Source organism: Rivularia sp. PCC 7116, from assembly GCF_000316665.1.
In the GTDB taxonomy this organism is placed as follows: domain Bacteria; phylum Cyanobacteriota; class Cyanobacteriia; order Cyanobacteriales; family Nostocaceae; genus Rivularia.
Window position 1 is genome coordinate 7312978 of record NC_019678.1, and the last position, 20945, is coordinate 7333922.

Annotated in this window: 14 protein-coding genes; 8 read left to right on the forward strand and 6 right to left on the reverse strand. The window is 37.7% G+C overall.

Annotation, left to right across the window (positions count from 1 at the left end):
- Nucleotides 1-12 precede the first annotated feature (12 nt).
- The 4 genes from RIV7116_RS28075 to RIV7116_RS28090 all read left to right on the forward strand — a co-directional run bounded on the left by RIV7116_RS28075 (nt 13) and on the right by RIV7116_RS28090 (nt 5814).
- Entirely contained in the window at nt 13-2031 is a 2019-nt protein-coding gene (locus tag RIV7116_RS28075; RefSeq protein ID WP_015121717.1) for an ATP-binding protein, read from the forward strand.
- Between the two features lie 30 nt (nt 2032-2061).
- Entirely contained in the window at nt 2062-3414 is a 1353-nt protein-coding gene (locus RIV7116_RS28080; protein WP_015121718.1) for a NurA domain-containing protein, read from the forward strand.
- Nucleotides 3415-3495: 81 nt separating this feature from the next.
- Complete coding sequence (locus RIV7116_RS28085) at nt 3496-4437, forward strand: site-specific DNA-methyltransferase (RefSeq protein ID WP_015121719.1); 942 nt, start codon at nt 3496-3498, stop codon at nt 4435-4437.
- Between the two features lie 402 nt (nt 4438-4839).
- The gene (locus RIV7116_RS28090) at nt 4840-5814 is read left to right on the forward strand and encodes an SGNH/GDSL hydrolase family protein (protein ID WP_015121720.1); all 975 of its coding nucleotides are present in this window, start codon (nt 4840-4842) and stop codon (nt 5812-5814) included.
- A gap of 274 nt (nt 5815-6088) precedes the next feature.
- Here RIV7116_RS28090 and RIV7116_RS37245 read toward each other — a convergent pair whose 3' ends face one another.
- From RIV7116_RS37245 to RIV7116_RS28110, 4 genes are all read right to left on the reverse strand, one after another.
- Nucleotides 6089-6595, reverse strand: coding sequence for a hypothetical protein (locus RIV7116_RS37245; protein ID WP_232435730.1), 507 nt, complete (start codon nt 6593-6595; stop codon nt 6089-6091).
- Complete coding sequence (locus RIV7116_RS37250; RefSeq protein ID WP_044290725.1) at nt 6592-7230, reverse strand: transposase; 639 nt, start codon at nt 7228-7230, stop codon at nt 6592-6594. The genes RIV7116_RS37245 and RIV7116_RS37250 overlap by 4 nt, the downstream gene beginning before the upstream one ends.
- A 531-nt stretch (nt 7231-7761) precedes the next feature.
- A complete protein-coding gene (locus RIV7116_RS28105; protein ID WP_015121721.1) occupies nt 7762-9528 on the reverse strand; it encodes a serine/threonine-protein kinase in 1767 nt (588 codons plus the stop codon).
- 552 nt (nt 9529-10080) lie between these two features.
- On the reverse strand, nt 10081-12237 hold the full coding sequence (locus RIV7116_RS28110) for a BamA/TamA family outer membrane protein (protein ID WP_015121722.1): 2157 nt from the start codon (nt 12235-12237) through the stop codon (nt 10081-10083).
- A gap of 167 nt (nt 12238-12404) precedes the next feature.
- Between RIV7116_RS28110 and RIV7116_RS28115 the strand changes: the two genes are divergently transcribed.
- A complete protein-coding gene (locus RIV7116_RS28115; RefSeq protein ID WP_015121723.1) occupies nt 12405-13772 on the forward strand; it encodes a lipid-A-disaccharide synthase-related protein in 1368 nt (455 codons plus the stop codon).
- A gap of 172 nt (nt 13773-13944) precedes the next feature.
- On the opposite strand, the gene RIV7116_RS28120 is transcribed toward RIV7116_RS28115, so the two are convergent.
- Both RIV7116_RS28120 and RIV7116_RS28125 read right to left on the reverse strand, forming a co-directional pair.
- Nucleotides 13945-14493, reverse strand: a complete 549-nt coding sequence (locus RIV7116_RS28120; RefSeq protein WP_015121724.1) for an RNA 2'-phosphotransferase — start codon at nt 14491-14493, stop codon at nt 13945-13947.
- 106 nt (nt 14494-14599) lie between these two features.
- Nucleotides 14600-15106 carry a hypothetical protein gene (locus RIV7116_RS28125; protein WP_157229342.1) on the reverse strand — a complete coding sequence of 169 codons (507 nt, stop codon included), beginning with the start codon at nt 15104-15106 and terminating at the stop codon, nt 14600-14602.
- A 437-nt stretch (nt 15107-15543) separates the two neighbouring features.
- Between RIV7116_RS28125 and RIV7116_RS28130 the strand changes: the two genes are divergently transcribed.
- From RIV7116_RS28130 to RIV7116_RS28140, 3 genes are all read left to right on the forward strand, one after another.
- Nucleotides 15544-16923 (forward strand): serine/threonine-protein kinase, encoded by a 1380-nt coding sequence (locus RIV7116_RS28130; RefSeq protein WP_015121726.1) that lies wholly within the window; start codon nt 15544-15546, stop codon nt 16921-16923.
- A 110-nt stretch (nt 16924-17033) separates the two neighbouring features.
- On the forward strand, nt 17034-17555 hold the full coding sequence (locus tag RIV7116_RS28135; RefSeq protein ID WP_015121727.1) for a COP23 domain-containing protein: 522 nt from the start codon (nt 17034-17036) through the stop codon (nt 17553-17555).
- Between the two features lie 59 nt (nt 17556-17614).
- Entirely contained in the window at nt 17615-20689 is a 3075-nt protein-coding gene (locus tag RIV7116_RS28140; RefSeq protein ID WP_015121728.1) for a serine protease, read from the forward strand.
- Nucleotides 20690-20945: the final 256 nt, after the last annotated feature.

Sequence of the window (20945 nt, forward strand, 5' to 3'; positions counted from 1 at the left end):
TTTGTAATTAATATGGGCATCAGTACAGAGTTAACACAACCCAAACTTTTTAAGCGAAAAAGAGATGGAGAATGGGATACAGGTACTTTTGTAGCTCGTCCTTTTCGCCTTAGTTATAGTAAGGCAGAAATCCTTATAGCTGATGCTTGGAAACAAAAAGCTAAGGGTATCCCACAAGGATGTTTTTTATTAGCTTATTATGACAACGAATTAGATGACAACACGAATATAGAAGCAGTTTTACTTCGTGTCATTCAACCGACGAAATTGCCTACAGATCAAGATGTTATAAGTAGCATGGTTGAATATTACAAAGATGATATCAGTACAGGTACTAATCAAAAGTCTCAGTTAGACTCATTTACACGCTATGAATTTTCTTTCAGTGGTTTGGAATGTTCTGTATTGGGCTCTTTCTATATTGACAACACAGGAAAAATCCGTTTCGGAGCAGATTTAGAAAATTTTTACAGCGCACACAATTATTCAGTTATTAAACCATCCACAGATGTTTTAAAGGCGATTGTTAACTATAGAAAGAATGGTGTTCCAGGAGGACCAGGGGATATTAAAATTGGAAAAGTCCGTTATAGCTCGAGCCGTCGCTTCCAACAAACTGAGACAGATGTCCCAGTGTATGTAAAAGCTCCTGACTTTGCGGGTAAAAGAACTGCTTTGTTTGGCATGACCAGAACAGGTAAATCCAATACTCTTAAAAAGATTATTCAAGCTTGTGTTGAAATGAGCAAAAATGCTGAATTTCAATTGGATAAAACTCGAGAAAACCCTGACGAAATCTTAAAACCATTCAAAGAGGACAACAATCCAAAATATCCAATTGGTCAAATTATTTTTGATATCAATGGCGAGTATGCCAACCCAAACCTTCAAGACCAAGGTACAGCTATTTTTGATTTATACAAAGAACAAACAGTTAGATATTCAACTGTAGCAAAGCCAGAGTTTTTAGAAATGAAGGTTAATTTTTACAATGAAATAGAAAATGGCTTTGATCTGATAAGAACCTATCCTACTATCGCAAATGATAATACTCGATTTGTAACGGGCTTTAAAACAGTCGATTTGGCTAAAACTGAAGATTATGCCACTAATCGTTCTGCTGTTGCTCGTCACGATCGCAGAATAGCAGTTTATCTTTGCTGTTTATATCGAGCAGGTTTTCAAGCTCCACCAAATTTCAAAATAAAATTTACTGCAAATCAAGAGGTTCGCAATGTTGTGAGCCAAGGTGTTAATCCAAGCCAAGGAATCTCTCTTGATGATGCAGCTAATTGGTGGGAGTCTTTATGGGATATTTACGACAGTAATGATATTGAAGTTTTTAGAAATTATAGACAACAAAATGATCGTGAATGGGCTGATGATGATTTAAAAGCCTTATTAGTAATGCTCACCCGTAAAAGCCGATCTGGTAAGAGAGCTGATTGTTCTGGCTTCAGAGTTCTCAAACCAGTAATTGAACAACATACCAGTACTGCTCAGGAACCTTTCGACCAAGATATTTTAAATAATCTTAGGCAGGGAAAAATCGTAATTATTGACCTTTCGCTAGGCAATCCTGAGATTCAGCGTATGTTTAGTGAAAGAATTTGCAATCGTATTTTTGCAGATGCTATTAATCGTTTTACCAATACTCAACCGAATAACTTCATTCAGTTTTATTTTGAAGAAGCGCATAATCTTTTTCCAAAGAAGGAAGACAAAGATTTATCTCAAATTTACAATCGTTTAGCAAAAGAAGGAGCTAAATTGAATTTAGGTTTAATCTACGCAACCCAAGAAGTTAGCTCAATCAGTAGCAATATTCTTAAAGCAACGCAGAATTGGTTTATCTCTCACCTTAATAACGAAGATGAGATCAAAGAATTGCGAAAATATTATGATTTTAGCGACTTTACCGAAGGTTTGATTCGTTTTAGTCAAGATACAGACAAAGGTTTTGTTCGTATGAAAACTTACAGTAATCCGTTTGTGATTCCCGTTCAAATTGACCGCTTCCCTCCTGAATAATTTTGATTTTTTGATTACCTGAAAAAGCATATGGGCTATAACAGCAAAAATAATCGCCGTCCTTTTGAAACTGCAAGTAAAGCTTCGCACCATCACATCATCAATGACCCAGAAGTAAAGGGATTAATGGAGCGTATTTATCAACCGCCTCCTGTAGAAAATATTCCTTTAACAGACTTAAGTGTCAAATTTATTCCACCTGATACTAATCCTGTAGAAGCTATTATTGCTGTTGATGGGGGTTATACAGAAGCTATTTTAGAAAAAAATTTCCCCTCTCGCACGATGCACTTTCTACAATTTGGTGCATTATTTTTCAAACAGGAGGATTTAGAACAAGTTGATAAAAGTGCATTTATAGCACCAGAAGATATGGCTAAACTTAAAAAGATTAGCCGAATTAAGTTAGCTTTACCTACTAAAAATATCCGACTTAAAGATGAGAATACACTCAAAAGCAGTGTTCTTAAAACCATTTTTGAGTTTTTTACAAAAAATACATTAGACGAAAATAAAAGTTTAATAGATACTTTGGCTTGGTTTGTTTTTCGCCGTTATAAAGGAGGTCAAAGAAACAAAGAAGATAAAAAATGGCTTTTAGCCACTAATCCTCTTACCCAAGATGGAAACTCTGTTATGCTCTTTGAGCAAGATATGGATAGGCAATATACTTTTCCTTGTCCGGAGACAGGAGGTAGAATTCACCTTACTGATATTTTTCGTTTACATGAAGTTATTGATGAAGAAACAGGAGCAACGGGGATACTAGGCTATTTAGTGAATACGATTGAACATATCATCATTATTCATTTAATCCGTCAATTACTTAATACTCAGCCAGACATACTTAAAAAAATACTTTTCATCAAAGACGGTTCATTAGGCTTTTTTGGTCAAACTGCTGGTTTACATAAACCAATGCGCGACCTTATAAACTGGCTTTTAAATAAACAAAATATTCTTTTAGCAGGTTTGGAAAAAAGCGGTGCATTTGTAGATCATGCTTGTGACATCCAAAAAACCTTGAATCCTGGAACTGCTCTTGTTTTAACAGATGAATATATTTATCGGTATATTTTACCCGGACCCGGAGATCCTAACACCCCATATGCATCTACTAGCAATTATGGTCATAAAGTTATTTTTAAAACTAGTAGTGGACAGATGCACGTTGTTTCATTACCAGTGAAAGAATTAAAAAAGACTCCTACTGATAAAGACCTACCAAATTTACAAATCATACTAGCGAACGTAGAAGCGTTGCATTGTGATATGTATGATTCGGCACTATTCCCTGTAGCTCTTGTAAATAAGCTAGTGAGCCTCTCTGCTCATCCTAGTCAGCGCATCCTTCAGAAATTCGCTAGCAAGTCAATTAATTAAATTGCATTAATATAGTATGAATATAACGTTGAAAAGAAGTTATAAATATAAGGTTGAAAATAACTTCTTATAGTTAAAACCTTGCAACAACCATCCATTAAACGCAGAAAAACGAAAGTAATTAAGTTTGCACCATACTATTCCCAAAATTTTGGCAAAGCATATTTGGGTAATAGTTTGCAATTGATTAAAAATCTAAATGACAACAGTATAAATTTAATAGTTACTTCACCTCCTTTTGCACTGACACGTCAAAAAGAATATGGGAATGAAAGTGCGGATAAATATATAGAATGGTTTTTACCTTTTGCATACGAATTTAAAAGAGTTCTTACCGATGACGGCTCTTTTATCCTAGATTTGGGTGGCGCTTATCGCCCAGGTTTGCCTGTTAGGAGTCTCTATCAATATGAACTTTTGCTAAAGTTATGCAAAACAGTTGGGTTTCATCTTGCTCAAGAATTATACCACTACAATCCAGCTCGATTACCGACTCCAGCTGAATGGGTAACTGTTAAGCGAATTCGTGTAAAGGATTCAGTAAACATGGTTTGGTGGTTATCGAAAACGCCTTACCCTAAAGCTGATAATACAAAAGTGTTAAAGCCTTACAGTAAGAGCATGAAAAATTTGCTTGAAAAAGGCTATGAAGCAAAACTACGTCCCAGTGGACATGACATTTCTGATAAATTTCAAAAGGATAACAAGGGAGCAATTCCTCCCAATTTTCTAGAACCACAGAACTTTTTAAAAATAGGTAACACCGAATCAAACAGTGCCTATATGCGACGCTGCAAAAAAGCAGGAATCAAACCTCATCCGGCACGTTTTCCACGTGGTTTTGCGGAGTTCTTCATTAAATTTTTAACAGATGAAAATGATACTGTTTTAGACCCCTTTGCTGGCTCTAATACTACAGGCTTTGTTGCGGAAACTTTACAGCGTCGTTGGGTGTCGTTTGAGATCGATGAAAATTATTTGATCGGGAGTAAACATAGATTCGGCGATGAAGAGATTGATTAAATATCATCGGTCTCAGCCTAAAATAACGTAAAATCTTATTATTACAAACATTTATCTATACTTAAACCTGTAAAAAATGGGCTTAAGTAACTCTTGTATTTATTCGCAGTTGCGGTGACTGCGCTTTTTAATGACAACTTTTAAAGCACAGCTAAAATTTTTCTGGGTATACTTATGTAGATTTGCTGAACCCCGGCACGTAAATGTAAAAACTTTATCAAGTCTCCGAATATACCGAAATATCTTTGTAGAAAATTTAATGAATCCAGTAAAAAGTCGCTTTACATGGCTATAAGATGTATTTAAAAATAATAAAAACAATAATTTAGTTTTCACCTAAATTTTAGTCAACTAAGCAAGCTAAAGCCTTTATTTGAACAATTCAGGGGGGAAGAAAAATATATGAGAAAATTTTATTTAGTGGCAGCAAGCTTGTTAATCGGATTGACGTTACCTAAATCGGCTTTTACACAGCTATCAGCAATCAACCCGGAACACTATCAGCTTTTACTAAATAGGAAAAATGGCTGGCAAAAAACAAAACTAGAAGATACAGCCTCTGCTTCAGACTCAGTATCTCAGAACTTTTCACCACCAGCACAATCCTCTTATAATCCTCCTGCACCCATAAGAAGAAGATTAATTTCTGGAAGCCAACTTTATCATGAAAGATTAGCTGCTCTTAAAGCTGGTTATATTTACACGCGCTTAGCTAAGGAAAAGTTGCAGTCGTTGCTAATAACTAGAAGAAAGCCTAAATTAACATACCAAGATTGGAAAAGATTATTAGCCCTAGAAGCAAGAGCCATGACTAAAGGGCAAGGAAACAACCGCTTGAGTATCATGTTGGGAGATTCCTTAAGTTTATGGTTCCCCACAAATGGACTTCCTAGTGGAAAGCTATGGTTAAATCAAGGTATATCTGGCGATACTTCCACTGGAATACTTAGAAGAATATCAGCATTTTCTTCTACAAAGCCAGAAGTTATTTATATTATGGCTGGCATTAATGATTTGAGAAAAGGTACGTCAGATAAAGTTATTTTGAGCAATCATCGTCGAATAGTTCGTCGTTTAAAAATTACTCATCCTAATAGCTATATTGTTATCCAATCAATCTTACCAACCCGTCGTCCCAAAATCTCTAACAACCGCATTCGCAATCTCAACACGCAATTAGCACGTATTGCCAAAGAAGAAAAAGTTAATTACGTAAACATACATAAATGGTTTGCTGATTTTAAAGGCGATTTACGACAAGATTTGACTACTGATGGCTTGCATTTAAGTTTAAACGGTTATGAAGTTTGGCAAGCTGCAATAGAACAAATAGAAAAAAAACTGGCTCTTTCTAAAGCTGTAGGAACTTGGAGGTAAAGTTACTTCTTTCCCAGTAGTAGATTACCTATGTTTGGAAGAGGGGAAAAACTGGGAAAAAAGAAATTTTTATACGAAATCTGATAAGCGCGTTAGCAGTAAGAAGTATCTATGCTATGTATTTGGGCGGGCAAGGATATTCCACAACCTGTACCTTAAGATAAATACGCGCAGCATGGGGCTTAATTTATTACTGGAGTTTAGACTAAAAATCACAAAATGACTCAGTTACACTGAGTTAACAAGTATCAAGCTACAAAATTTCAAAAATCAGTTAAACAGCAGATTGTTCTGTTTTTTTAGGTGGCTTTGGAGTACTCTTTTTAACCATTGGATACCTGATTCTACGCTTACGAGGTTTTCCCTTTTTCCAGCCAGGTGATTTACCGCGTACTTTTGGAGGTTTGGCAGGTGTAGAAATGTGGACTAAAATCCCAGGCATCGCCTGGGCAACTCTTCCGGGAGTTAATTTGATTGTTGTTTTTTGCCAAGGGAGGGGATTGTCACTAACAATATCACGAGCGAGCCATAGCTCCCAGGTCATTAACGGCATCAAGTCACTCCATTTATCACACTGTTGTGGTGTTGATAATTTTGGAAGAGTCCAATGTAGTCTTTGTTTAATAAAACGATACCAGTGGTCAACTGCAAAACGGCGTAAATAAAATTTCCAAAGTTCATTTATTGGCGGCATTTTGGAACCAACAAATGCTAACCACATCGGTCTTGATACACGTTTAGAACCATCTGGATTAAGACGTTCTACGAGTATAACAGTCATGGGATGAAGGGGAGATTTACGTGAAGCTCGCCGTGGGGAGCCTCCCCACGGCAGACTTCACGGAAATGTAAGTTGTGCCAAACCTTAATTTTTACATACCCAACTTGGGAATCTTTTTCTTCTATTGTTTGTGCTGCTTCTGACCAAGTTGTTGAATCGTTAAGTTTGAATTTACCTCCATGAACTCTTGGCTTACCTCTACCTGAATATGAAGGTGGTTCTCCCCATAAACATAAATTTGAGCGTAAACGCATTAATTTATCAGCATTAATGTCAGCCGTTTTGATTACAAATGGCGCACATCCGTATTCAATATCCCATAACGTTAAAGGTCGAGATGGTAATTGCGGGCATACTTGTTGGAGTTGCCATACCGCTTTATTAATCGGGTTCTCCCAACTAGTTATCCTCTCATGTCGCAATGGTAATGCCCAACTTCCTTCTTCTTCTGGAACCCATACAAGTGTACTGTAACCGTATCCTGCTGTTACTGGGCGACCTCCGATTCCACTTTGGGTATGATGTTCATAAGTCCTCTCTTTTAACGTTGGTGCGTTTGGTCTTGACCATGCAGTATGGTCTCCGGCAAGAATAATACGTTCTTGGCTTGGTATATTTTTGATGTATAGTCCCATTAATTTATTTCGTTGGACTTTTGTATCTTGCAATGCTTCATAGATGCTTGACCATTTTCGGCGTTAGCGAAGCGTGCCGAAGGCATAATATTGGGCATAGAGATAAATCTGCCAAACTATATGCATTCCTTGTGAGCAGCACTGAGTCCGTTAATTCAAATGTTGCATCTTTTGCTTTACACAAACATTTGTACGCAGCTTGACGGAATTCCCTTAAATGTGCAAAAACATCCATAACGAAAGTTGAGATTTGGTAGTGCTTTTCTCATCTTCCGTCGGGAGGTGCTTGTTTTACCACAAGCATTTCCCTATTTTTTATACCATTTTTTGTGCGCCGTGACCGCTACGCGGTCACGAGCTTTAGTCTAAACTCCAGTTATTAAGAAGTTCTGATTAAAAATATGAATATCCTCCCAACCCCCAATTATGAGGGAGAAATATATTTTAAAGTCCCCCAATATTGGGGGATTTAGGAGGCTAGTAAATATAAGAAAGATAAATTCATACTTCAATTCAGCAATGCCATATTAACTATTGCTGTTGAGTTGGTACTACCACTGCTGGAGGATTAGAATTTCTTGATTGTGCAGCTGGTTTTGCTGGTACAATAACTGGTTTGTTTGGTTTTTTGGCGGGTTTCAATTTAACACTATTTTTAGGGGATGAACTATTGCTACGGGAATCTCTTACTTTTCTAAGTCTCTCTACTAAAGACGGTGAAGGAACTACTTTTTTGGGTGGAATTGAATTTCTTTTGGGTTTGCTCGTAGTGTTGCGCCGTCTTTGCGATGCACCTGAAGAGGTATTAGTTTTCTTCGGATAGCTGCGCTTTGTTGATTGACGCGAAGTTGATTGACTTGAAGTTGATTTTTTTGAAGTTGTTGGGGTTGATTTCTTCTCAGTCACTTTAGAAGGTGAAGAGGATTTTCTAGTCGAGGATTTTTTACTAGAGTTACTGCGTCTGCGCTGTTTTGGAGTATAACTGGCAGCGGCGGATCTGGTTTTAGTTCTAGCTCTTCTTCTAATCCTTCTTGGCTTTGTAGTTTTATTTACCGGAGGTGTTTTCACTTCCTTTGCAGCTTCAGTTTCCTGGGGTGTAGGTGAAGTTGAAGGTGAAGCCGAAGGTGAAGGGTATGGTAATTCTACACTCGGGAGTATTTCTGCGGCAGTTTCATTAACTGGTTTTTCTAAAGCAGGTGCCACTTTAGGCTGTCTTTCGGCAGTAGAAGCAATCTTAGTAAGACCAAAACCCAATGTAACACCAAAAATTGCTACGCCAGTACCAATTAGCACCCTTGGTGAAGGCATCTTTTTAAACCAGGGTTCTTTTACTTCGCCGTTTGTTTGTTCTGAATTTACTTGCGTCGATGGCACATGAGGATTCATTACCGCTACTGCTTGAGGTGGTACATTTGCCTCGTATTCCTGGGTAGATAAATCAATAGTTGGCACCGCATGAGTTGGTACTGGTTGAATTACAGTTCTTCTTGTCATATCCGGTAATAAATCCAACCATTCCGCCACCGTTTGCGGACGAAAACGCGCTTCTACAGCCATACCGCGCATTACAGCTTGATTCACAGCAGCGCTCAAATGGGGTTGTAGCTCGCGAGGAGAAGGCATTTTCTCTTTATCTCGCAACAATACCGGCATTGGTACTTGTGCCGTTAATAATGCGTAGAGCGTAGATGCTAAACCGTACACATCTGTAGCTGCCGATCGCTTTGCCTTTGTTAAATATTGTTCCATTGGGGAGTATCCTTCAGATACCATCCCCGTGTGGTTTTGCCTTGCCCCAGCGTTAAATTCCCGCGCAATCCCAAAATCAATCAAAATTACTTCATTGGTGTTTTGACGAAGAATAATGTTATCTGGCTTAACATCTCGATGCAGTAAACCTTTTAAATGTACTGCTCCCAAAGCCGCACCAATTTGACGAATATAATGAATTGCTTGATCTTCAGGTAAAGGAATTCCCGGCATTACAAATGCTTCGCCCAAGGTTTCACCAGGAATATACTCCATAACCATGTAAGGAAAATCAGCTTCTATAAAAAAATCGCTGACTCTTACGATATTGGGATGAACGCAACTGGCTAATCTTCTAGCCTCATCCTGAAATTGACGTTCAAATTTAGCGAAATCCGGATGCTTTTGGAGTTTATGGTTAAGGGTTTTAATCACCACTTCCTGATGCAAGAAATGATGAGTTGCTTTGTAGGTAATACCAAAACCACCCCTTCCAATTTCCTGGTTGATAGTATATTTACCACCCTGTAAGGTTTTACCAGTTAGCATAGTGATTTAACTTTGGGATTTAACAATTGGGCGCGGGCAATATAATTTCCAATTTTAGACTAAGACTAGCATGCTACCTAGGTAATCTCGAAACTAAAGCTGAAATTCAGTAATAAATAATACGTTAATGTTATTTTTTTTATTTATTGCTTTTCATAATTGCATATTAATCTTTAATATTCTATTTTGAGGTAAGTAAAAGTAACCAGCAGTGAAAAATACTTTATAAGCAATAAAAAATATTTAGCGCGGTTTAGTTAACTATAGCTAATATTTGCTTCATGGCTCACATGCGGTTCTGAGTAGATGCTACCTAACTAAATATTTTGAGAATTAGAAAATAAATAAAATTAGAGCAATATTATACCATTCTTAGGCTAGAAAGTATACTCTTTTTGAGGCGTTTCTCAGCTATCAAATTTTTAACCAGCACTGGATGCACAAACAAGACGCGATATCATGCCCTATTGGGAAGGCTACTTTAGCAGAGCGAGGCGATAGCCTTAAACTGCGTCTCTACAATTGTCATTGATAACTGATAACTGTTAACTGTTAAAACCGATGACCGATACCAAAATGTACCCTGGTATCTCCTTGATTGTTAACACCATAGTCTGCACGAATTAAACCCAAAGGAGAATTTAAGCGCACTCCAGCACCATAACCGAATCCTTCACCAGGTTTGTTGCGTACTCCTGCCGGATCTCCCACGACTGTATCCCCAGAGCCTAAATCTGTAGCAAAGTCAGCAAATAGTACTCCTCCCAAAGAATCTAAAATAGGCATAGGAAAGCGATATTCAGCCGAAGCTAATACGTAGGAGCGACCGTTCCCAACATCACCAGCACCATATCCGCGAACGGAATTAGAACCGCCTAAGCCGAAACTTTCATAAGGCGGTAAATCTCCAAGAACCGTACCAGCTTGAACGTTGAGAGCAAATACTTGAGTTTGAGAAGATTTAAATAATTTGACCGGTACATATTGGGTATAGTCAGCCTTCAAACGGTTCATAGAAATTTCTCCTTGTCCGAAGGGAAGGGATTGTTCTGTGCTTAACTTGACAACAGAACCCTTAGTAGGATTAAAAGGATTATTACGACGGTCTTTTACAGCATTTAAAGATACAGTCGCTAAATCATCAATACCAGTACCGCTTTTGGTTAAAGGATTATTTTGAGCATCAACCGCTTGAACTTTTCCTTTACTGTCGGTAATACTAACGCGAGTATAGTTAAATCCTAAAGTGGTATTCCATCCATCAATGGGGCGTTGGAGAGTTACGCTACCACCAAACTTTCCTTCTCGGACTTTATCGTCATTTGCCAGCTTAATATCATCATTAAAGGTATTAGAAAGTTGGCGTTTGCGAAAAGCATTAAGACTGTAACCAAGACGGTTGGGATTGTTAGCTCGATAAGGGCTGGTGAATCTAGTATCAAAGTTTAAATCCCGTCGAGAAAGCTGAAGATTAACATTTAGATTTTCGTTGATACCACCAACATTTCGGTCATTGTAGTTTAAAGTACCAACAATTCCTTGGTCGGCACTGTAATTACCACCAACATTTACAGAGCGCGCTCCAGCTTCCTTAATGTAGTAAACTACATCAACTTTATTCGCATCGCCTTCAAGTTCTAGATTAACTCTTTCAAATAATCCAGTTGCGTATAACCGCTGTACGTCCTGTCTAACTCGATTTTCTTTGAATATTTGACCGGATTTAACCTGTATTTGCTTTGTAATAAATTCTGGTTTAGTACGTCCTTCTATTGGTTTACCTTTTTTATCAACCGTCTTATTATCATCATTAATAAAACGAAATTTAATATTACCAATCAAGCCTTCAGCCACATTAATATCTAATACCCCTTGAGAGTTGGGCTTAATTGAAGTTACCCGCGCCAAACTATAGTTATTTTCGGTATACCACTTATTAATATCTTCTACAGCTTTTTTCATTGCCACTGGACTAATAGGCTTGCCAATTTGCGATTGAAAAACCTTTTGAGCAACCTGATAGGAAAGCGCTTTGGCATTAGATAATTGTAGCGAACGTACTACTACGGGTTTTGCTTGAAAGACTACGCTCAAACCTTGCTCGTTACTGCGGCTGTTGACAGTTGCACCTGCAAACAAACCGGTTTCTGAAATTGCCGCTACATCTTGTTTTAGCTGAGTTTGACTGGTATCTGCTCCCGGTTGAGTCTTAATTACACCTTTAATTACTTGCTGTAACTCTGGACTAACCCCCACTATCTGCACGTTGGTAGCAGGAACTACGAAATCACTTTTGGGTTTTACAGGAGTCCCAGAAGGAGGAAGAGGGGGAGTCGGAGATGGAGAGCGCAAGGGAGCAGGAGAATTTTTTATTACTATTTGTTTTTGTTTTATATTCTCTTGTTTTTGCGATTCTACCCCTTTACTGTTTACTGGTAACTGTTTACTGTTAACTGATAACTGCATGTCCCCGCGGGATACGCTATCGCTAACGCTGCTAACTGATGAAAACTGTTGAACTGGCAAAGTTTCCGGTTGAGCGATCGCCTGTTCTGGTGCGGGGGTATCCTCGATTACTGGAACTACAATGTTTTCAGCTTTTTGCTCCTCGGATAGGGGAGTCGAATCATTTGCAGCAGTTGCCTTATTATCAATATTGGTAGCCGCTAATGCAGCTAAAGTAAAAATTGCAGCAGAAGAAATTCGCATAATATTTAGCCTGAATAACTGAAAGTTAGACTGTATTTTGATAATGAGTTTTGAGAATCGGGTTCGCCAACGGGGATAACACTAACTTTCAGTAAATAAAGGTTTATTTGTAACTTTATATATCCCTCTTGCCTTCTGAGACAGCCAATCAAAAACTTTTGTTTCTCATGAGTGAAATATCACCTCTCACCTTTACTAAAAAATCACAAGCCACAACCTCTAATTTACGGTTATTGGTATTGAGCAACGGGCATGGGGAAGATGTAATTGCAGTCCGCATTTTACGGGAATTGCAGCAGCAAGACTCATCGCCAGAAATTTTTGCTTTACCTTTAGTTGGTGAAGGACATGCTTACCAAAAATTAGATATTCCCGTAATTGGTTCGGTACGCTCGATGCCTAGTGGTGGCTTTATTTACCAAGATGCTCGGCAACTAAGCAAAGATGTACGTAGTGGTTTGCTAAAACTAACCCTAAATCAATTTAAAGCTATTCGTCGCTGGGTTAAAACTCAGAAGAAATCTGGCTATTCACCAAAAATTTTGGCTGTAGGGGATATCGTACCTTTATTATTTGCTTGGCTAAGCGGTTCTAAATATGCTTTTGTAGGTACGGCAAAATCGGAATACTATTTGCGAGATGAAACCGGATGGTTGAAACGAGATACCCAAGCCGCACGTTGGGAAGGCTGGAGTGGTTCGGTTTACTTACCTTGGGAAAGATGGTTGATGAGTCGCCAGCGCTGTCAAGCTGTATTTCCTAGAGATTCCTTAACTACAGAAATATTAAAACAGTGGAAAATTCCCGCTTTTGATTTAGGCAACCCGATGATGGATGGTTTAGAGCCAAGCTTTCCACAAAAAAGATTTTATGCCAGCGATACTCGAAAACAAGAAATAGAGCGTCCTTTAGCAATTGCTCTCTTACCAGGTTCTCGCATTCCCGAAGCTTATAAAAATTGGGAAAAAATTACAGTTGCAGTTTCAGCATTAATAGCAACTTTCCGCGAACAAGATTTTATTGGACACACTTCAGGCAACATCGTATTTTTAGCGGGTATTGCTCCTGGTTTAGACTGCAATATCTTAGCCAAAACTCTGAAAAATCAAGGCTGGAATATTGTACCAAACGAAGATTCCCCCATTAACATTCCTGACAATCGGGCATTAACACTTAAGCATAAAAATGCTTTTTTAATTTTGTCTCAAACTGCTTATAATGACTGCTTGCATCTCGGAGATATTGCGATCGCGATGGCAGGCACGGCAACCGAACAATTCGTAGGTTTAGGAAAACCAGCCATTATCATACCTGGAGAAGGACCTCAATTTACCCCCCTCTTCGCCGAAGCCCAAACTCGTCTGTTGGGTTCCTCTGTGATTTTAGTCAAACAACCCAGCGATGTTGCTTCCCAAATCACAAACCTCTTTAACAACCCCGATAGACTGCATATGATAGCCAACAACGGTAAGCGGCGCATGGGTAAACCTGGTGCAGCAGAAAGGATTGCTGAATCTTTAATGAAGAATTGGTAATTGGGAATAGGGCATGGGGCATGGGGGATTGGTAATTGGTAATTGGCAATTGGGAACTGAGAACAATTAGGGAGCAAGATTCTCCCACTAAAAATTTTTATGACTACAAATATTTCTACCCCCTCTTCCCCCTCTTCCCCATCTCCCCCCTCAAAAAAAGTCCCCTAAATTCCTAATTAATAACCTTCAAATATTGCGCTGGTACATTATCCGTCAACCACACTCCGTTATCGGAACAGTAGAAAACGAAACCCGCTTCATACATTTTTGCGGCATCAACTGCAAAAACTACAGCTTTCCCATGTCTTGCACCAACTTTTTTAGCCGTACCAATATCAAAAGATAAATGTACGTGATGCCGGGACATTTTAGAAAGCCCGTTTGCCATAATTACTCCTACCGTTTTATGTCCGGTACCGTGATAAAGTACGTCGGGAGGAACGGATGGCAATAACTGCAAATCAACTTCTACACTGTGCCCTTGATTTGCTCGAATTTTAGTACCGGTAGAATCAAAAGAAAAGCGTTTTTTATCATTGTTAGCAACAACTTCTTCTAAATCGGCGCGGGTGACAGGAAATTTGTTCTTTCTACAAGCTTCTAATAATTCATCAACCTCAACCCAACCACCGGCAGCTAATTTAATACCGATTCTTTCTGGTTGATGACGTAAATGTTTGCTGAGGTATTTGCTGACTTTTGTTAAACGTGAATTATTCATTTTGATTTTGAATAAATTTTTGTTTCTAGTAAAGACTTCAGTCCTTTTAACCCCGTCTTCGCAAAACTAAGCGATAAATCGCTTACTACGAACCATAAAATTAGCTTTATATTAATCCAGCAATTTTTAAATCTTGATTTGTAGCCAATCGTATAGTTTTTATAGATTCATCTGAATATCCGTCAATTGTTTTTACCCAACCACATTGGGTACATTCAAAAAATACATTTTCTGTTTTTATATTAAACAAAGCTGACATCTCTAATTTTCCACAATTTTTGCATTCGATATCTACTGATAAAACAACAAGCTCCCACAATATATCCCTCAACCACACAATCATACATTCTTCGCTAGAAGGCTGTAGTTTTAAAAAACGTTTAATTTCTTCTGAAGTGCATTCCGATTTTTCGAGTGGATAATATGCGGTATCGATATTGATTAACTCTTCTAATCCATATTCTTCTATTAGACGCGGTGACAAAAGTTTTTTATTATCAAGATACCAAGTTTGTATACATTTAAATATGGTTATTCCATTGTCTTGATTATCTATTTGAGAAATCATGTACTGAAATTCTTCCCATGCACTTCTCAAAGCTTTGTTCATCATGAACAATAATTTCAATTTGTGACTCGGATTTATGTTATTCGTGTCGTAACCCAACATTACCCAATGCAGGATAAATCAAAATATCTTTCTCAAGTTGTAGGTTGGATTAGACACGAACAATAATTTCAATTTGTGACGATACATTTATGTTATTCGTGTCGTAACCCAACATTTGCCGAATTCACAATATCAATAGAAAAGATGTTGGGTTACGGCGCAATATTAATTTTGAGTTGAAAACCATTATTCTTCGCGCGCCTAACCCAACCTACTAACTTCGTGCGCCTAACCAACCTACTAACTGGATTTTTTCCAGCATTTATTTATATCTTTTGACTTATTGACAAGAATAATTGATTTACAAATTCTGACTCATAATAGGTACTTACCAGTTTTTATGTCAAAATTCAGATTAATCGAAGACACTTGTGAGTCAGATGATAGGTAAAATCCTAGACGGGCGCTATGAAATAATTAGCAAACTGGGACAAGGCGGTTTCGGTACTACTTATCTCGCTATTGATAGAAAGCTACCTGACAAAGATAGATGTGTTGTTAAACATTTCTCACCTTTAGTTACAGATGCCAATAGCTTATTCCATGCACGACGACTATTTGAAAATGAAGCCAAAACTCTTAACCGTTTAGGCAATCATAACCAAATTCCTCGACTGCTAGCGCATTTTGAGGAAGAAGAAGAATTTTATTTGGTGCAGGAGTATGTTGCTGGAAAGGATTTAAGTAGTGAAATTACCCGCAATAAGCAGTGGAATGAGCAGGATGTAATTGCTTTATTGTTAGATGTTTTAGAGGTATTGCAGTTTGTCCACCAAAATAATGTTATTCATCGCGATATCAAACCCTCTAATTTGATTCGTCGTCGTCATGACGGTAAGATTTTTTTGGTTGATTTTGGAGCAGTTAAACAGATAAGTTCCCATACTGTAAGTTCTGGCGGACGAACAATCGGAATTGGCACCTGTGGCTATATGCCCAGCGAACAAAGTCAAGGTGAACCCAGGCTATGTAGTGATATTTATGCTGTGGGAATAATCGGAATTCAAGCACTTACAGGTTTACCAGTTACTCACATAGCGAAAGATAGTGTGACTAATGAAATTATCTGCGATGAACAAAAGCAGGTGAGTCCAAAGTTAGCTAAAGTTTTGAAAAAAATGGTTAGGTATCACCCTCAAGAAAGATACCCATCGGCAAGTGAAGCTTTAGAAGCGCTACAAAATATTACACCTGCTTATTCGGTTACTAAATCAATTCAGCTAAAAACTTTTGTTGGTTTAGCAGCTATTGCTTTAGTCACTTTCATAGGAAGTTGGTTGTTTTTAATACCGCGTAATGATTTAGACATTTATCAAAACACTCTTTACGGAATAAGTATTAAATATCCTCAAAAATGGCAAAAATCTGTAACTCCAGACAGAATTACTGGTAATTTGGCGAAATTTATGCCACCGATGGCAGATACAGATACATATCCAGAAAACATTAATTTAATTGTCCGGGATTTACCTGAAAATAGGCAAGAACTAAAGCAATTTACTAATTCTTATTTAGATGATATCAAGCAAGTTTATCCAGATGCTGAAATTATTCAGCAAGGAAAAACAGAACTTAATAATCAACCAGCTTATCAAGTAATTTATACTACCAAAGATAACGAAAATAATATTCAAAGATTGCAAATTTGGACGGTGAAAAATAACAAGGCTTATGTAATTACTTACACGGCAAATATAAATAAATATTCGCAGTATTTAGACATTGCTCAGAGAATGATTCATTCGTTTGAAATTGAGTAATTCATCAATTATTAAAAATTTTTGTAACATCTGATTCAAATTATTTTATTTTCGTAAATAATAACTATGGCTTGTATTACTTCATAGTATCTATTACCTATCCGTAAGTTATGAAAATCCGATCGATTTTCCAGGCTTTAACAACAGGAATGATTACTCTGGGTGTATTTTCTGCCGTTAGTCCATCTACCGTTGCTCAAGCTCAACCTAAAAAAACCTATTTTTGTGGTCAGAGTAAGAATGGTAATTGGACTACATTTGCAAGGAATTACAACAACAGACGAATCCCTGTAATTTACTGGGTTAAAAAGTTAGGTGGCTACACTCCTAAAATGCGATGTGAAGTTATATCTCCTAAATTTCAGAGCGCCTATAAAAGTGGAATTCTCAATTACCTTACATCTGGGGTTCATCGGGGACAACCTGTAATATGTGCTACCAGTCAATATGGTGGCCCTTGCAGTCAAATTTTGTTTACTCTTAAATCCCATCGAGAAGCTAGTTCAGTACTTCAACAACTTATAAATGTTGGATATCGCGCTGGTGATGGTGGAGTTTTTCAATCTGGAAATTCTTCTGGGGTTTATATCGATATGCAACGCTTGTTGACGGCTGAATCTCAAACGAAATAAAGATTCAGTTCTAATCGTTTTCTAGAAATACAGGTAAAATATTTTGGGGTAGACGCAACATGAAACCACATCGTACATATTTTCGTCAATCATTGGCTTTAATTGCCTGTATGGGTAGTTTATTAATGTTGCCGATGGCTGAAAGTTTAAGCATTTCTCATGGAAAAGTTTCTGCTCAACAGCCTACTCCCCAATTATCTCCTCAACAAATTAAACAATTAGCTCAATCAATTACTGTTAAAGTTTCATCGGGGAATAACGGTGGCTCCGGTATTTTACTGAAAAAATCGGGTGGAGTTTATACAGTTCTTACTAATAGGCATGTTTTAGAACCAGGAAAGCCGATTAAATTACAAACATCTGACGGTAAAACTCACCGTGGCAAGGTGGTTCAAGGAGTTGATTTTCAGGGAAAAGATTTAATTCAGCTACAGTTCAGCAGCAACGAGAAATACAAGGTAGCTGAATTAGGCAATTTAGCTACTGTAGCTATAAATGAAACTATATATGCCGGTGGGTTTCCTTTTGAGACAAATCCTTCTGAAACTCAGGGCTTTGTTTTGACTACAGGACAAGTTTTGTTGATAGCCGAACGTGCTTTGAAAGAAGGCTATCAGATTGGGTATGACAATGACATACGCAAAGGTATGAGCGGTGGTCCAATACTGAATCGTTACGGACAGTTAATTGGTATAAATGGTATTCATGCTCATCCCTTATGGGGAAACCCTTATGTATACGAAGACGGCTCAAATCCAACCGAAGCCAGACGAGATTTAATGAGCCGTTATAGTTGGGGAATTCCGATTCTCACTGCTACTAGCCTTGCTTCAAAAAGTGATTCAACAAAAGCTCAAGTTCCGGTTTCCAAGCTGCCACCAATTGCTAATGAAGTTAACAATATAGCCGAAAAAATAACGGTGCGAATTGATGTACCGAATTCCCCTGAATGTAGCGGTTCGGGAGTGATTATTGCTAAAAAACAAAATACCTATACAGTGCTGACAGCCGAACATGTGATTCGTGAAGATGTCAAGTGCGATCGCAGGGTTTTGTCATTGGTAACTCACGATAATCGAAGTTACCCAATTCAGGTTAATGATAATAGCGTCAAAACTGCTCCAGGTTCAGATTTAGCTTTACTAGAGTTTAATAGTAACCAAACTTACGATGTTGCAACCTTAGCCGATTATCAGCAAGGTCAAAATATCGGATTTGTATTTATTTCTGGATGGATTGGTTCTGAAAGCAACAGCAGTAGTCCACAACGTGAGTTTACTGCTGGATTTTTAACACCTAAAGAACTCGGACTTTTTCTGGCTAAGAATCCTTTATCCTTAGAATACGGTTATAGTTTGTTTTATACCAATATGACTCATAAAGGTATGAGTGGTGGCCCGGTATTAGATACTCGTGGGCGTGTTATTGGTATACATGGCAAAGCAGAAAAACAAGAAATCAAAGATAAAGCTGGTAGAAATCGTTTGATTCCATTAGGTTTTAGTCTGGGTATCCCCATGAGCAAATTTGTGAGTTGGGCACAGCAGGTGGGAATCACTTCTGTGTTGAGAGTAGAGACTTCTGTACCACCAGCACTGACTAAAAAAGAGCGGAATGACATTCGGCAAGCTTTACTGCAAGTAAAAAAACTCGGAGATAATGCTGATGCTATTGATTGGTTGAATTATGGCTGGGAAGTTTTTCTCAGTAATGGTAGTGAATCAGAAGCAATTAAAGCTGTTGATCGCGCTATTCAAAATAAACCGGATTTTTATCAGGCTTGGTATTTGCGTGGTTTGATGAATGGTCTGGATAAAAAGTCCTTAAAAGATTTTGAGAAAGCGATAAGTATTGAACCGAAATTTACACCAGCTTGGCGCATTCGTGGTTTTACTTTGTTCCATTTGGATCAATATCCAGAGGCGCTATCTTCCTTTGAGCAATTGGTAAAAATTGATTCTAAAGATGTTAGTGCCAATACATTTAGAAGCTTAATTTTATTATCTCAAGGGAATTTTACAGAAGCTTTAGATATCGCAAATTTAGCTTTTGCAAATAGTCGAAATCCTGATGCTTGGATGTACTTAGTTCGTGCTTTTGCACTTGTGGCTAATGGAGATTCAAAAAGAGCTATGGCTAATTTAGATGAGGCCGTTCGCTTAAATCCAGAATTCATGAAAGGCTATGTTTATTCTACTCGAGGTAATCTCCGTTCTCAACAAGGAGACTTAAAAGGGGCGCTGGCTGATTTCAACGAAGCTGTACTTTTTGAACCGGAAAAAGTTGATTATTTGAAAAAGCGTGCGGATATACGCTCGCAACTCAAAGATTACAAAGGAGCAATTGCTGATTACACTGAAGCTGTTCGCCTCAACCCTAAAGATAGTGATGCGATCAAAAAACTTTTAGTTATTAGAATAGAACAAAAAGACTTTAATGGTGCAATTACCGATTTAAATAAATTTATCAGTCTTAACCCGAAAAATATTGATGCGATTAAAGCCCGCGGAGTAGTCAGGTTTGCACAGAAAGACTATGAAAACGCACTGGCTGATTTTAATGAAGTAATCCGTCTTAAACCCGATGATTCCGATTCTTATTACTACCGGGGACAAACACTTACTCAACTAAATAATTATCAAGCAGCAGTCGAAAACTACAATCAAATTCTGCATACTGAAAAATTTGATGGGGTTATTGGCATTAATGTAGAAATTAATTCCAAAACAAAAGTTGCTACAGTTACTCAAGTTAAAGATAATTATTCCGCTCAGAAACAAGGAATAAAAGTTGGAGACCAAATTTTGGTAGTTGATGGTAAATCAACGAAAAACATGAGTTTAAAACAAGTTGTTGACTTACTACGCGGCAAAGCAGGTACAAAATTATCTGTAAGAGTAGCTCGTTCTGGCAATAACAAATTGGATTTCAACCTTACTAGAATAGAACTTGCTACCACCGATATTGATGCTAAATTTGCCAAAGTCTACTACCAGCGAGGACTAACCAGAATAAAACTTAAAGATAATCAAGGTGCGCGTAAAGATTTGCAAATAGCAGCAGAACTCTATAATCGAGAAGGAAAGAAAAATGAATATCAGCAAGCGCTAGCGAAGATTAAAGAACTTCAGTAATAATCTAAGTTGTAATTGTACCTTCCCCGAATATCTCTATATTTGTTCAGATATTGGATGTAAAATCCCTATAAAAAAGATGTCGGGTTACAGTGCTATTACTCATTTTTGATTGAAAATGATTGTTTTTTTAGTCCTATTCATCTGATATCTTGCACCATTCTTGATTAGCCCCAAAACCCACCTTGTAAGCCGAAGGCTTTCTCGCAGAGAAATAAATTTCAAGGCTAATATACAAAGTACGTTAAAACGCACT